The following is a 13,996-nucleotide window of genomic DNA, read 5'->3' as shown; positions in this document are numbered from 1 at the left end:
CGCGAACCGCACAGGAATGGCCACACGAACACATGGTGCAGACTCCATCGACCGGCTTTCTCGTCGTGCTCGACGTCGACTCGACCCTGATCGAAGACGAGGTGATCGAGCTGCTCGCGGATGCTGCGGGCTCGCTCACGGCTGTCGCGGCGATCACCTTCCGGGCGATGAACGGCGAACTCGACTTCGAACAGTCCTTGCGCGAGCGGGTGGCGACCCTCGCCGGGCTTCCCGAGAGTGTGTTCGACGACGTCGCCGGGCGCATCCGGGTGACCAGGGGCGTGACGGAGATGATCGCGGGTGTGCACGATGCCGGCGGCAAGGTCGCCGTGGTCTCCGGTGGGTTCCACGAACTCGTCGATGGCCTGGGTCAGCAGCTGGGACTCGACTACTGGAGCGCGAATCGACTCGAGGTGGTTGACGGGCGGCTGACCGGAGGACTCGTCGGTCCGATCATCGACTCCGCGGCCAAGGCGGAGACGCTTCGTCGCTGGGCCGCGGATGCCGGAATCCCGATCGAGCGCACCGTCGCGGTGGGGGACGGCGCGAACGACCTTCCCATGATGGCGGTTGCCGCGCTGTCCGTGGGCTTCGACGCGAAGGCTCCCGTGCGGGACGAGGCCGACCTCGTGATGGATCGCCGCGACCTGTCACAGCTGCTCGCGCTGCTGGGACTGCGGGGCTAGAGCCTCGATTGCTCGGTGACGCGGGCAGTCAGTGGCCCATGCCGAGGCCGCCGTCGACCGGGATGACCGCGCCGGAGATGTAGGCGGCGTCGTCGCTCGCCAACCAGGCGATGACCTTGGCAACCTCTGCCGTGCTTCCGTAGCGCCCGGCGGGGATCGACTTGAGGTACTCGGCCTGTTGGGCTTCAGGCAGTTCCGCCGTCATGTCGGTCTCGATGAAGCCGGGCGCGACGACGTTCGTCGTGATGTTGCGCGATCCGAGTTCCCTCGTGAGGGATCTCGCCATCCCAATGAGTCCGCTCTTGGACGCGGCGTAATTGACCTGGCCGGCGGAGCCGAGCATGCCGACGACGCTCGAGAGCAGGACGATGCGGCCAAACCGGGCCTTGAGCATCCCCTTCGATGCGCGCTTGACGACTCGGAAGGTTCCCGAGAGGTTGGTGTCCACGACGGCGGTGAAGTCCGCGTCACTCATGCGCATGAGGAGCGTGTCCCGCGTGATTCCGGCGTTGGCGATGAGCACCTCGACCGGACCGAGCTCCGCCTCGACCGCCGTGAAGGCCTCGTCGACGGATGCGGCATCCGTCACGTCGGCCCGAACGGTGAGGCTCCCCGACGGTCCGTCTCCGGAGCGTGCCGTCACAGCGACGCGGTGTCCCTGCGCGAGGAACTCCTCCGCGATCGCATACCCGATGCCCCTGTTTCCTCCGGTGATGAGCACTGTTCTTGGCGTCGTCATGGGGTTCTCGCTCTCGTGGGGAATCTGTGGCTGGCCACGGCGGAAGACGAGTCTTGGCCGTTCAGGCAAACTCCCGCAATCTTAGTCTTAGGCTTGGGGTGAGCCCCTAAAGAGACAGCAGCGATGAAACAACAATCGATCACCACACTCCCCCGGTCGCCGGAAGACGACCGGCACAGTCGCATGGTCAAGTACTCGGTGATGATGGCGATTCGCGTCGTCTGCATTGCCCTGTGCCTCTTCGTGCAGGGATGGTGGCTTCTCGTCTGCGCCATCGGTGCCATTGCGCTCCCGTACGTCGCCGTCGTCGTCGCCAACAGCGTGAGACGCCCCAGCACTGAAACGGTGCTGCGACCGGGTGGGGTCGTCCCGGTGAATCAGGGTGAGACGCCACGGGCCGGCGACAGTCGGGTGGAATGAGAGCATGATGCTGCACGAGGCCGAGTCTCGGCTGGTGTGCTCGCGGGCCGGCTGCCGGGCGGATGCCGCGTGGAACGTCAACTGGCGCAATCCCAGGATCCACACTGCGGACCGCGTCAAGGTGTGGCTCGCCTGCGATGAGCACCGGCAGTATCTCTACGACTATCTCACCACCAGGTCGTTTCCGGTCATCGTGACCCCGCTCGACGAACACGTCGACAGCGTGCCGGATTCCACGGTGCAGCATCCGGCGACGGGCCCGGCGTGAGCCACTGGCGCATCCTGCTGACGAGACGCTGGCTGGGCTATCTCGGGTTCGCCATCGCCTTCGCGATAGCGTGCTCGTTTCTCTCCTCCTGGCAACTCTCGCGAGGCAGGGAGGCGGTCGCGGCCAACGCGCTCCTCTCGGCCAACTTCGACTCGGTTCCTGTCGATCTGGAACAGGCACTACCGCACCTGGACGCCTACGCGGCACACCAGCAGTGGCTTCGGGTGAAGGCGGTCGGGCACTACCTTCCCGACAAGGAACTGCTCGTGCGCAATCGACCGACCAATGACGGTCCGGGCTTCGAGGTGCTCACTCCCCTCAAGCTTGCCGATGGCTCGATCTTCATCGTGGATCGAGGGTGGGTACCGACGGGAAGCAAGCAGGATGCTCCCGACTCTGTCCCCGCGGCACCGAGCGGCGAGGTCACCGTGATCGCGCGGCTCCAGGCGAGCGAGCCGCAGCTCGACAGCCGGAGCGCATCGGGCAACCAGGTCGCGACGATCCACCTGCCCCAGATCGGCGCCAGAGTCGGCGGCAGCGTCTACACGGCCGCGTACGGCGTGCTCGACAGCCAGACGCCCGCGGGCACCGCACTCACCAGGATCGATGCCGAACCTCCTGTGCAGAATGAGGGTCTGCACTGGTCATACATGATCCAGTGGGTCATCTTCGCCCTGATCGGCTTCTTCGGCCTCGCCTACGCCGTGAGACAGGAGTATCGACTGCGCAACGTGGATGACCCGGCCGAGCGTGCCAGGGCGGAGGAACGCGAACGCAGGCGCGCGCTCAAGAAGTCTGACGCCGACATCGAGGACGAGATCCTGGATTCAGTGCCGCGTTAGGCGAGCGTCACCAGCTCCGCGTAGTCGCGGTTCCACATGTCTTCGACTCCGTCCGGGAGGATCAGCACCCGTTCCGGGTTCAGGGCCGCCACGGCTCCCTCGTCATGGCTCACCAGGACGACCGCGCCCGTGTAGTTGGCGAGGGCATCCAGGATCTCGGTGCGGGACGCCGGGTCGAGGTTGTTTGTCGGCTCGTCGAGCAGCAGCACGTTGGCGCCGGAGACCACGATCATCGCGAGGGCGAGCCTCGTCTTCTCACCTCCGGAGAGCACGCCCGCGGGCTTGTGGGAGTCATCCCCCGTGAACAGGAACGAGCCGAGCACCCGGCGCGCCTCGGTCTCTGTGAGGTTCGGAGAAGACGAGACCATGTTCTGCAGCACGGTGCGCTTGACGTCGATGGTCTCGTGCTCCTGTGCGTAGTAGCCGATGCGCAAGCCGTGCCCCGGCTCCACCACGCCGGTGTCCGGCTCGTCGACGCCCGCGAGGATCCGCAGCAGCGTCGTCTTTCCCGCGCCGTTGAAGCCGAGCACGACGACCTTCGACCCGCGATCGATCGCGAGGTCGACCGCGGCGAAGATCTCGAGGGAGCCGTAGCTCTTGGAGAGATTGGTCGCCATGAGCGGCGTCCTGCCGCAGGGCACAGGCTCGGGGAAGCGAAGCTTGGCCACCCGGTCGACCGTGCGCACGTCCTCGAGCCCGGAGAGCATCTTTTCGGCGCGACGCACCATCTGGTGCGCGGCGGCGGCCTTGGTCGCCTTTGCGCCGAACCTGGCCGCCTGCATCTGAAGAACGGAGGCCTTCTTCTCGATGTTGGCGCGCTCCTTCTTGCGGCGCTCCTCGTCCGCGGCGCGCTGGCGCTGGTAGTTCCGCCAGCCCATGTTGTAGATGTCGATGACCTGGCGGTTCGCATCGAGATAGAAGACCCGGTTCACGGTCTCTTCGACGAGGTCGATGTCGTGGCTGATCACGATGAGTCCGCCCTGGAAGGCCTGGAGGAACTCCCGCAGCCACACCACGGAATCCGCGTCGAGGTGGTTGGTCGGCTCGTCCAGGAGCATCGTCTCCGCCCCGGAGAACAGGATGCGGGCGAGCTCGATGCGCCGCCGCTGGCCGCCGGAAAGCGTGGAGAGCTGCTGGTCGAGGATGCGATCCGGGAGGCTCAGGTTGCTCGCGATGGATGCGGCCTCTGCCTCAGCCGCATAGCCGCCCAGGGCGAGGAAGCGGTCTTCGAGCGTGCCGTAGCGGGTCATGGCGGCGCTGCTGACAGCCGGGTCGCTGCTGCCCATTGCAACGGTGGCCTCTTCCATGCCGAGGACAATCTGGCCGAGCCCGCGGGCATCCAGGATGCGCGTGCGCGCAAGATCCTGCGGGTTGCCGGTGCGCGGGTCCTGGGGCAGATACCCGATCTCGCCGACCCGGTCGATCGTGCCCGCGGTCGGCTGCCCCTCGCCCGCGAGAATCTTCGTGAGCGTGGTCTTCCCCGCGCCGTTGCGCCCGACGAGTCCGATCTTGTCGCCCCGTTCGACGCGGAAGGTCACGTCTTCCATGAGCACTCTCGCGCCGACTCGTAGTTCGACATCGTGCACGCTGAGCACAGGCAAAGTCCATTTCTTTGTGTTGCCGCGACAACGGAAGTCAAGGGGTAGGCACCTAGTATATTTCGTGGGCACCATGAGAATGCCCGGAGCCAAAGGAGAATGAATGTCTAACCTGACCCTCGCAGTCGGCCGCCCCACCATCGCAGACCGGGTGTTCGCACGCGGGATTCCCATGGACATCGCACTCATCGCCGCTGGCGCAGGGCTCACGGCCATTGCCGCGCAGGTCAGCATTCCGATCTGGCCGGTTCCCATCACGGGCCAGACCCTCGCCGTGCTCCTCGTCGGCAGCATTCTCGGTGCACTGCGCGGCACCCTCGCCATGGTCCTCTACGCGGTGCTCGGCATCGTCGGGCTTCCGGTGTTCAGCGACGCGACGCACGGCATGAACATCATCCTCGGGCCGACCGGTGGCTACATCATCGGCTTCATCTTCGCCGCGGGCTTCACCGGATGGCTTGCCCAGCGCGCCTGGGATCACCGCATTCTCGGCGCCGTGCTCTCGTTCCTCGGCGGAACGGTCGTCACCTTCGCGATCGGTCTCCCCTGGCTTGCAGCCTCGCTTCACCTGAACGTCGAACAGACCCTGGCCGCGGGCCTCTACCCGTTCATCATCGGTGGACTCGTCAAGGCGTTGCTCGCCGCGGGCATCATCCGTCTCTCCTGGCACCAGATCGCTGCGGCAGACAACCGCGACGAGCGGGACGGCGGCTTCTAGACCCGCGGTTTCTCCACCCGCGGTTTCTCCACCCACACCGTTCGCACGACTGAAAAGCCGTGTGGCGACTGGTTGCTCAGTCGCCACACGGCTTTGTCGATGAGGTCGCGCGAGTTACATCGCGAACCCGAGGGCTCGCATCATGTCGCGGCCGTCATCGGTGATCTTGTCCGGTCCCCACGGTGGCATCCACACCCAATTGATGCGGAACTGGTCGACGACGCCGTGGAGAGACTCTGCGATCTGCTCCTCGATGACATCGGTGAGGGGGCACCCGGCAGAAGTCAGCGTCATGCTGATGATCAGCGCGGTGTTCTCTTCGTCCCAGGTGAGGTCGTAGATCAGACCGAGATCGACGACATTGACCCCGAGCTCGGGGTCCATAACGTCCTTGAGCGCCTCTTCCACCTGGTCGAAGAGCGCCGGAGCCAATGCAACTGCCATGTTCTCACCCTACTTTCGAGTCTTCGAGATAGCGATCATATCCGGAGTTCTCCAAGGCGTCTGCCAGTTCTGGGCCGCCACGCTCTGCGACCCGACCGTCGACGAAAACGTGCACGAAGTCGGGGCGGATGTACCGCAGGATGCGCGTGTAGTGGGTGATGAGCAATACGCCGAGGTCGGTCTTGGCCTTCGCGCGGTTGACGCCCTCCGAGACGATCTTGAGTGCGTCGACGTCGAGGCCGGAGTCGGTCTCGTCAAGAATCGCGAAGCGGGGCTTGAGAACCTCGAGTTGCAGGATCTCGTGGCGCTTCTTCTCTCCGCCGGAGAAGCCCTCGTTGACGCTGCGGTCGGCGAAGGCGGGATCCATCCGGAGGTTCTTCATGGATTCCTTGACCTCCTTCATCCATCCGCGGATGGCCGGGGCCTCGCCGTCGAGAGCGGTCTTGGCCGTGCGCAGGAAGTTCGACACCGCGACACCGGGAATCTCGACCGGGTACTGCATCGCGAGGAACAGGCCGGCGCGCGCACGGGCATCCACTGTGAGCGAGAGCAGGTCCACACCGTCGAGCGTCACGGAACCGCCCTCGACGTGGTACTTGGGGTGACCGGCGATGGTGTAGGCCAGGGTCGACTTGCCCGAACCGTTCGGCCCCATGATGGCGTGGGTCTCGCCGTCTTTGACCGTGAGGTCGACGCCCTTGAGAATCTGTTTGGCGCCCTGCTCGGTCTCGACGCTGACGTGGAGGTCTTTGATGTCAAGTACAGACATGGTCTGGTTGCTTTCCTTGGATTAGTTGTTGAGGATGGGCGTTGGATCGATGTAGACGTCGCCGTCCACGATCGAGACGGTGAAGACGGGCACGGGCTCGAACGCCGGCAGCGTGAGTGCCTTGCCCGTCACGAGCGAGAACTTGGACCCGTGGGCCCAGCACTCGATGGTCTCGTCTTCGACGAAGCCCTCCGCGAGGGAGATGTCGCCGTGGGTGCAGGTGTCGCCGATCGCGTGCACGACTCCGGCGGAGTCGCGCACGACCGCGATCGGCACGTCGTCGATGACGACGCGCACGGCGGCTCCCACCCCGATCTCGGACTCCGGGCAGATCTTGACGGGCATCCGATCACTCCGCCTTGCTGGCCAGGAGCTCGGCTTCGATAGCGGCCTGCAGTCTGGCTTCGAGCTCGGGGAAACCGATCTTCTGCACGATCTCCGAGAGGAAGCCGCGCACGACAAGGCGCCTGGCCTCGTCCTCCGGGATTCCGCGGGCCTGAAGATAGAACAGCTGCTCGTCGTCGAAGCGCCCCGAGGTGCTCGCGTGCCCCGCACCGAAGATGTCGCCGGTCTCGATCTCGAGGTTGGGGATCGAGTCTGCGCGCGCACCCTCGGTCAGCAGCAGGTTACGGTTCTGCTCGTAGCTGTCCGTGCCCGGTGCGCTCGGGCGGATGAGCACGTCGCCGACCCACACGGTGCGAGCGCCCTCACCCTGCAGCGCGCCCTTGTAGCTCACGCGTGACTTGGTGCTCGGCGCGTCGTGATCGACGAAGACCTGCTGCTCGAGGTGCTGCCCTCCGTCGGCGAAGTACACGCCGAACAGTTCGACATCGCCGCCTTCTCCCCCGAGGTGAACGGAGGGGTTGATGCGCAGAACCTTGCCGCCGAGCGAGACGAGCACGTGCTTGAGGTGCGCGTTACTGCCCACCTCGGCGAAGTGCGAGGCGAGGTGCACGGCATCCGCGTTCCACTCCTGAACGGACACGACGGTGAGGTTTGCCTCCTCCTCGATCTGGATCTCGAGGTTCTCGCTGAGATCGGCCGTTCCGCTGTTGTCGATGATGACGAGACCGCTGCTGTGCTTCTTCGCCGTGATCACCATGTGCGCAGCGCGCGCGGCGTTTCCGAAGGAGTTCCGCACGATGTTGACGCGTGAGGGCTCCTCCCCGCTGATGGTGATGGAGAGTGCCTTGTCGAAGGTCGTCCAGGCGTTGGCCGAGGCGCGATCCTCCGGCGTGCCCACGGAGCCGACGCGGGCGTCGCTCCTGTCGATCCATTCGACGGTCGTGCCGCCCGAGGCGGTCACGGTGTATTCGTACGGGCTACCGTCGGGCTGCGCGGTGAGGAGCGAGCTCAGGAGTGCGACGGGAGTGCGCTTCCACTCCGCCTCGAAACCGGAAACGGTCTCGAAATCTGCGACATCATACGAACTGAAGCGTGCAGAGCGCGTCTGCACGGGGATCAGTCCCCAGCCACCGTCGGTGTGCTGCTTGGAGCCGAGACGCGAGTGGTCGATCTGCGCTGATTCTGTGGGCATTGCTGTGGTCGTGGGAATGGCGTTGGCTGACATCTAGCCGACTGATCCTTCCATGCCCATCTCGATGAGTTTGTTCAATTCGAGGGCGTATTCCATGGGAAGTTCGCGCGCGATCGGCTCGATGAACCCTCGCACGATCATGGCCATGGCTTCGTCTTCCGGCATGCCACGCGACTGCAGGTAGAACAGCTGTTCGGCGCTCACGCGCGAGACAGTCGCCTCGTGGCCCATCTGTACGTCGTCTTCACGGATGTCCACGGTCGGATAGGTGTCTGACCGGGAGATGGTGTCGACCAGGAGGGCATCACAGCGCACCGTGTTTGCGGAATGGTGCGCGCCCTTGGCGATCCGCACCTCACCTCGGTAACCGGAGCGACCCCCACCGCGAGCGATCGACTTCGAGACGATCGACGACTGCGTGTACGGCGCCATGTGGATCATCTTGGCGCCGGCATCCTGGTGCTGGCCGGGCCCAGCGAACGCGACGGACAGCGTCTCGCCCTTGGCGTGCTCGCCCATCAGGTAGATCGACGGGTACTTCATGGTGACCTTGGAGCCGATGTTGCCATCGACCCACTCCATCGTCGCGCCCTCGTAGGCGAGTGCCCGCTTGGTGACGAGGTTGTAGACGTTGTTCGACCAGTTCTGGATCGTCGTGTAGCGAACGCGCGCGTTCTTCTTGACGATGATCTCGACGACCGCGGAATGCAGCGAGTCCGAGGAGTACACCGGGGCGGTGCAGCCCTCGATGTAGTGAACGTAGCTGCCCTCGTCCGCGATGATCAGGGTGCGCTCGAACTGGCCCATGTTCTCGGTGTTGATGCGGAAGTAGGCCTGCAGCGGGATCCGCACGTGGACGCCCGGCGGGACATAGACGAATGAACCGCCAGACCACACCGCGGTGTTGAGTGCCGCGAACTTGTTGTCACCGGCGGGGATCGCGGTTCCGAAGTATTCCGTGAAGAACTCCGGGTGCTCGCGCAGCGCTGTGTCGGTGTCGAGGAAGATGACGCCCTGCTCCTCGAGCTCCTTGTTGATCGTCTGGTAGACGACCTCGGACTCGTACTGGGCCGAGACGCCGCTCACGAGCTGCTGGCGCTCCGCCTCGGGGATTCCGATGCGCTCGTAGGTGGTCTTGATGTCCTCTGGAAGGTCTTCCCAGCTCGTCGCCTTCTTCTCGGTAGACCGCACGAAGTACTTGATCTTGTCGAAGTCGACACCGGAAAGGTCCGCGCCCCAGGCGGGCATGGGCTTCTTGAAGAAGATCGAGAGGGCCTTGAGTCGGTTCTTGAGCATCCACTCCGGCTCGTCCTTGTGAGCCGAGATGTCGGCAACCACCTCGGGAGAGATCCCACGTTTGGCGGATGCGCCGGCGACGTCGGAGTCCGACCAGCCGAATTCGTAGATTCCCAAGCTTTCCAGCTCGGGGCGGTCGATCAGGACGTCTGACATGACTCTCCTCTTTGTTCCTGCTGTTGCTAACCCCGCTGGGTGAACCAGTATTCCTCGCGCGACGTGGGCGCGGGGCCGGGGACGATGCCGTATTTGTGAACCGGGCGGACCTTCCTCGACGAACCTTCGTTCGGCCGTCGACCGGCTATATGGGAACAACCCTGACGTCGGCGTCAACAGTTACGCACTGAACACCCGGTAACTGAACCAGTGCCTCAATCCTACAGGCTCACGGCTTCCCGTGGCTGGAATTGCTCGTGGACGATGCCGCGGAACAGCGTGGGATTGACCTCCAGCAGCACGCGAAGGGCACCGACCCAGACGAACGCCGCACCGAGAAGATGAATCGCGACGAGCAGCGCGGGAAGGGAATCCAGCGCCTGCGTGACCCCGATCGCGCCCTGGACGATCACGACGACGATGAACACCGCGACCCGGAATCTCGCCAGCGCCGCACCGGAATCACGGCGAAGCACGACCCAGAGCACGATCGCGAGGACGAGCACGGCGGCCCCGAGCAGCCCGTGGGCTATTGTCAGCGCCGTCCAGTCCAGCGGCATCCGTTTCACCGCGGCAGAATCGCCGGAGTGCGGCCCTGAACCGGTGACGAGCGTGCCCACGAGGATGAGGACGAGGCTGACCAAGACGATGATCCAACTCAGCCGCCGCGAGAGTGCGGTGGTCTGCACCGGTTCGGCATCCGGCTTCTCGTGGACTCGGTGCCAGGTCAGGGTCGTTGTCGTCAGCAGCGCGATGGCCAGAACGAAGTGCATGGCGACGACCCAGGCGTTGAGGCCGGCGAGCACCGTGACTCCTCCGGCGACCGCATTGGCAACGACAAGCCAGAACTGCGACCAGGCGAGTCGGGTGAGGGATCGTTCGCGCGGCTTCTGCAGGCGGGCGGCGATGATGACCCAGGCGACGGGCACGGCGATGAAGGCACTGAACAGTCGGTTGCCGAACTCGATGATGCCGTGGATGCCCATGACACCGGTCGGAGACAGCGATCCCGGGTTGCAGTCCGGCCAGGTGGGGCAGCCGAGGCCGGAACCCGTGACCCGCACCACTCCCCCGGTGAAGATGATGAGAATGCTCACGACCAGCGCCCAGGTCGTCGCCCAGCGCAGGGCGCGCGACGACAGCGTGAAGCGATCAGCGAGAAAGTCGAACGGTGTACGCATCGCCATCAGAGGACGAAGTAGAGCAGCGGGTCGATACCCACCGCGACGAACAGCAGGGTCAGGTAACTGATCGAGCTGTGGAACACCTTCATCGGCTTGACCTCACCGTGCCTGATCGCCATCGAGTACAGGCGGTGCGATTCGAAGATGAACCAGCCGCCCGAGACCGCGGCGAGCACGGTGTAGACGATGCCCATCTGCCCGACCGGGATCAGGAGAAGCGAGCAGGCCACAGTGGCCCAGGCGTAGAGGATGACCTGCAGGCCGACCTGCGTTCTGCCCCGCACGACCGCGAGCATCGGGACGTTCGCCGTCGCGTAATCGGTGCGGTACTTCATGGACAGCGGCCAGTAGTGCGGTGGTGTCCAGAGGAAGATCACGACGAAGAGGATGAACGGCGTCCAGCTGAGCGAGCCCGTGACGGCGGTCCAGCCGATGAGCACGGGGAAGCATCCGGCGATCCCGCCCCAGATGATGTTCTGCGAGGTGCGGCGCTTGAGCACGAGCGTGTACAGCACGACGTAGAACAGGAGCGCGACGAGCGACAGGATGGCGGACAGCCAGTTCACGAGGAACCCGAGCCAGGCCACGGAGGCAGCACCGATCACCCAGGAGAAGACGAGCGCCTCGCGGTCGCTGAGCTCGCCCGTGACGAGCGGCCGCTTGCTCGTGCGCTTCATCACCCGGTCGATATCGCGGTCGATGTAGCAGTTGAACGCGCCGGCCGACCCCGCGCTCAGGGCGCCGCCGATGAGAGTCGCCAGAACGAGCCAGAGATTCGGGATGCCACGCTGCGCCAGGATCATCACCGGCGCGGTCGTGACGAGAAGGAGTTCGATGATCCGTGGTTTCGTGAGTGCGACATACGCGCGAAGCTTTCGCGAAAAACCGATCGTCTCGCGTTCGACGCGAGTGTGTACAGCTACGTCCATTACTCCTCTATCGCAGGTGCATGAGCCCACCGTCGATTCTAGGCTGAAGTTCCGTGAGTGGGTGCCCCGACCCGTATCGGTGAATAGTGCAAGGCCCCACGGTCACTCGCCGCTTTCTCTATACTTGATAATGCTTGCCAGCCGCGAGCCTTCTTATTCCGATCCCCACCGCAGTGCCCATCACCGCAGCGGTGTGGTTCATCGGTTGCCTGCGGCAGTGCCGATGATGTCCGGGCGAGTGCACACTCAGAGTGATCGATCCCGACACGGGCGGTCGCCTTTAACGAAGGGTCATCAAGTACGTGACAACTCTCCAGTGGGATCCCATCGATGACAAGGCAGTCGACACAGCACGAGTTCTTGCTGCCGACGCAGTCGAGAAGGTCGGCAACGGTCATCCCGGCACGGCAATGAGCCTCGCTCCTGCGGCGTATCTGCTGTTCCAGAAGGTCATGCGTCGTGACCCGAGCGACAATGAGTGGATCGGGCGAGACCGTTTCGTGCTCTCGGTCGGGCACAGCTCGCTCACCCAGTACATCCAGCTGTATTTCGGGGGATACGGACTCGAGCTCGACGATCTCAAGGCGCTGCGCACCTGGGGCTCGAAGACTCCTGGTCACCCGGAGTACGGTCACACCGCTGGAGTCGAGATCACCACTGGACCGCTCGGCCAGGGCATCTCTTCCGCCGTCGGCTTCGCCTACGCGGCGCGCTATGAGCGTGGCCTGTTCGACCCGGATGCCGACGAGGGGACGAGCCCGTTCGATCACTACGTGTACGTGATCGCGGGCGACGGCGACCTGCAGGAGGGCGTCTCGAGCGAGGCGTCATCGCTCGCAGGGCACCAGGAGCTCGGCAACCTCATCGCGATCTACGACAGCAACCAGATCTCGATCGAGGACGACACCAACATCGCGTTCACCGAGGACGTGAAGGCGCGCTACGAGGCCTATCACTGGCACGTGCAGGTCGTCGACTGGAAGAAGACCGGTGTCTACGTCGAAGACGTCGCGGCACTGGGTGACGCGATCGAGGCCGCGAAGGCCGAGACCGGCAAGCCGTCCCTCATCATCCTCAAGACCATCATCGGCTGGCCGTCGCCGAAGAAGCAGAACACCGGCAAGATCCACGGATCGGCACTCGGCGCCGACGAACTGGCAGCAGTCAAGGAGGTGCTCGGCTTTGACCCGGCCAAGCACTTCGATGTCGACCCGGCCGTCATCGCCCACACCCGCAAGGCTCTCGAGCGCGGCAAGCAGGCCCACGACGAGTGGAACGTGCAGTTCGACGCATGGGCTGCGGCCAACCCGGAGCGCAAGAAGCTTCTCGATCGCGTGCTCAGCGGCGCGCTTCCCGACGGCGTCGAGGCCGCACTCCCCCGGTTCGAAGCGGGCAAGGACATGTCCACGCGCGCCGCGTCGGGCAAGGTGCTGAACGCGCTCGGCGCGGTGATCCCGGAGCTGTGGGGCGGTTCCGCCGACCTCGCGGAGTCCAACAACACCACGATCGAGGGAGCGGCAAGCTTCGTGCCGAGCGAGCGCTCGACCCACGAGTGGGCGGGAACCGAATTTGGTCGCGTCCTGCACTTCGGGATCCGCGAGCACGCCATGGCCGCGATCCTCAACGGCATCGTGCTCCACGGCAACACCCGTCCGTACGGTGGCACGTTCCTGATCTTCAGTGACTACATGCGGCCGGCCGTGCGCCTCGCCGCTCTCATGAAGGCGCCGTCGATCTTCGTCTGGACCCACGATTCCGTGGCACTCGGCGAAGACGGCCCCACCCACCAGCCGATCGAGCAGCTCGCAAGCCTCCGGGCGATCCCCGGCCTCGACGTCGTGCGCCCCGCGGACGCCAACGAGGTCGCCTGGGCCTGGAAGACGATGCTCGAGCGTCGCAACGGTCCGGCCGGTATCGCCCTCACGCGCCAGAACATCCCGGTGTTCGAACGTGGAGACGGTGACGCCAGTGGAGACGTGTTCGCCAGTGCGCGCAACGTCTCCAAGGGAGCGTACGTCCTTGCCGAGGCGCCGAACGGCACGCCGGATGTGATCTTCATCGCGACCGGCTCGGAGGTGCAGATCGCGGTCGACGCCCGCGAGCAGCTCAGGGCAGAGGGCATCAATGCCCGTGTCGTGTCGGCCCCGAGCCTCGAGTGGTTCGAGGAGCAGAGCGCGGAATACCGCGAGTCTGTGCTGCCGAAGAGCGTGAAGGCCAGGGTCTCGATCGAGGCCGGGCTCGACCTGAGTTGGCGGGGCTACGTCGGCGATGCGGGCCGCAGCGTCTCGATCGAGCACTTCGGGGCATCCGCCGATTACAAGACCCTGTTCAGAGAGTTCGGTATGACGACAGAGCACGCCATCGCCGCAGCCAAGGATTCACTGGCCGCCCTGTAGGCGCCGCAAACATA

Annotated in this window: 15 protein-coding genes; 6 read left to right on the top strand and 9 right to left on the bottom strand. The window is 64.9% G+C overall.

The genetic code is table 11. The annotated features are described in order from the left end of the window. Positions 1-32 precede the first annotated feature (32 nt). On the top strand, positions 33-686 hold the full coding sequence (gene serB / locus ABUA28_RS06560; protein ID WP_349903208.1) for a phosphoserine phosphatase SerB: 654 nt from the start codon (positions 33-35) through the stop codon (positions 684-686). 28 nt (positions 687-714) lie between these two features. Here serB and ABUA28_RS06555 read toward each other — a convergent pair whose 3' ends face one another. Then, entirely contained in the window at positions 715-1,425 is a 711-nt protein-coding gene (locus tag ABUA28_RS06555) for a beta-ketoacyl-ACP reductase (protein WP_349903206.1), read from the bottom strand. A 123-nt stretch (positions 1,426-1,548) separates the two neighbouring features. Between ABUA28_RS06555 and ABUA28_RS06550 the strand changes: the two genes are divergently transcribed. The 3 genes from ABUA28_RS06550 to ABUA28_RS06540 are packed head-to-tail and all read left to right on the top strand — an operon-like array spanning position 1,549 to position 2,955. Next, the gene (locus ABUA28_RS06550; RefSeq protein WP_349903205.1) at positions 1,549-1,845 is read left to right on the top strand and encodes a DUF3099 domain-containing protein; all 297 of its coding nucleotides are present in this window, start codon (positions 1,549-1,551) and stop codon (positions 1,843-1,845) included. Positions 1,846-1,852: 7 nt separating this feature from the next. Next, complete coding sequence (locus tag ABUA28_RS06545) at positions 1,853-2,113, top strand: hypothetical protein (RefSeq protein ID WP_349903297.1); 261 nt, start codon at positions 1,853-1,855, stop codon at positions 2,111-2,113. Further along, positions 2,110-2,955 carry an SURF1 family cytochrome oxidase biogenesis protein gene (locus ABUA28_RS06540; RefSeq protein WP_349903203.1) on the top strand — a complete coding sequence of 282 codons (846 nt, stop codon included), beginning with the start codon at positions 2,110-2,112 and terminating at the stop codon, positions 2,953-2,955. The genes ABUA28_RS06545 and ABUA28_RS06540 overlap by 4 nt, the downstream gene beginning before the upstream one ends. Here the strand turns inward: ABUA28_RS06540 and ABUA28_RS06535 are convergent. Continuing rightward, entirely contained in the window at positions 2,952-4,550 is a 1,599-nt protein-coding gene (locus ABUA28_RS06535; RefSeq protein ID WP_349903201.1) for an ABC-F family ATP-binding cassette domain-containing protein, read from the bottom strand. The two genes, ABUA28_RS06540 and ABUA28_RS06535, sit on opposite strands and share 4 nt — an antisense overlap. Positions 4,551-4,656: 106 nt before the next feature. Here ABUA28_RS06535 and ABUA28_RS06530 point away from each other — a divergent pair, with 106 nt between their 5' ends. Next, complete coding sequence (locus ABUA28_RS06530; protein ID WP_349903199.1) at positions 4,657-5,271, top strand: biotin transporter BioY; 615 nt, start codon at positions 4,657-4,659, stop codon at positions 5,269-5,271. 114 nt (positions 5,272-5,385) lie between these two features. Here the strand turns inward: ABUA28_RS06530 and ABUA28_RS06525 are convergent, their stop codons facing one another. The 7 genes from ABUA28_RS06525 to ABUA28_RS06495 form a co-directional block, all read right to left on the bottom strand. After that, positions 5,386-5,715, bottom strand: a complete 330-nt coding sequence (locus ABUA28_RS06525) for a metal-sulfur cluster assembly factor (protein ID WP_349903198.1) — start codon at positions 5,713-5,715, stop codon at positions 5,386-5,388. Between the two features lie 4 nt (positions 5,716-5,719). Beyond that, complete coding sequence (gene sufC / locus ABUA28_RS06520; protein WP_349903196.1) at positions 5,720-6,484, bottom strand: Fe-S cluster assembly ATPase SufC; 765 nt, start codon at positions 6,482-6,484, stop codon at positions 5,720-5,722. 21 nt (positions 6,485-6,505) lie between these two features. Beyond that, positions 6,506-6,829, bottom strand: coding sequence for a non-heme iron oxygenase ferredoxin subunit (locus ABUA28_RS06515; RefSeq protein WP_349903194.1), 324 nt, complete (start codon positions 6,827-6,829; stop codon positions 6,506-6,508). A 4-nt stretch (positions 6,830-6,833) separates the two neighbouring features. Continuing rightward, positions 6,834-8,054 carry a Fe-S cluster assembly protein SufD gene (gene sufD, locus ABUA28_RS06510; RefSeq protein WP_407075419.1) on the bottom strand — a complete coding sequence of 407 codons (1,221 nt, stop codon included), beginning with the start codon at positions 8,052-8,054 and terminating at the stop codon, positions 6,834-6,836. Beyond that, complete coding sequence (sufB, locus tag ABUA28_RS06505) at positions 8,055-9,473, bottom strand: Fe-S cluster assembly protein SufB (RefSeq protein WP_349903192.1); 1,419 nt, start codon at positions 9,471-9,473, stop codon at positions 8,055-8,057. Between the two features lie 221 nt (positions 9,474-9,694). Next, entirely contained in the window at positions 9,695-10,660 is a 966-nt protein-coding gene (locus ABUA28_RS06500; RefSeq protein ID WP_349903190.1) for a COX15/CtaA family protein, read from the bottom strand. Next, complete coding sequence (locus ABUA28_RS06495) at positions 10,660-11,586, bottom strand: heme o synthase (RefSeq protein ID WP_349903188.1); 927 nt, start codon at positions 11,584-11,586, stop codon at positions 10,660-10,662. Before ABUA28_RS06495 ends, ABUA28_RS06500 begins: the two co-directional genes overlap by 1 nt. A 302-nt stretch (positions 11,587-11,888) precedes the next feature. Here ABUA28_RS06495 and tkt point away from each other — a divergent pair, with 302 nt between their 5' ends. After that, positions 11,889-13,982, top strand: coding sequence for a transketolase (tkt, locus tag ABUA28_RS06490; protein ID WP_349903186.1), 2,094 nt, complete (start codon positions 11,889-11,891; stop codon positions 13,980-13,982). The last annotated feature ends 14 nt before the right edge of the window (positions 13,983-13,996 follow it).

Origin of the sequence: Parafrigoribacterium humi, from assembly GCF_040227205.1 — a bacterium.
In the GTDB taxonomy this organism is placed as follows: Bacteria; Actinomycetota; Actinomycetes; order Actinomycetales; family Microbacteriaceae; genus Parafrigoribacterium_A; species Parafrigoribacterium_A humi.
Note: the sequence above shows the minus strand (reverse complement) of the source record. Positions and strands in the feature narration are given on the sequence as shown.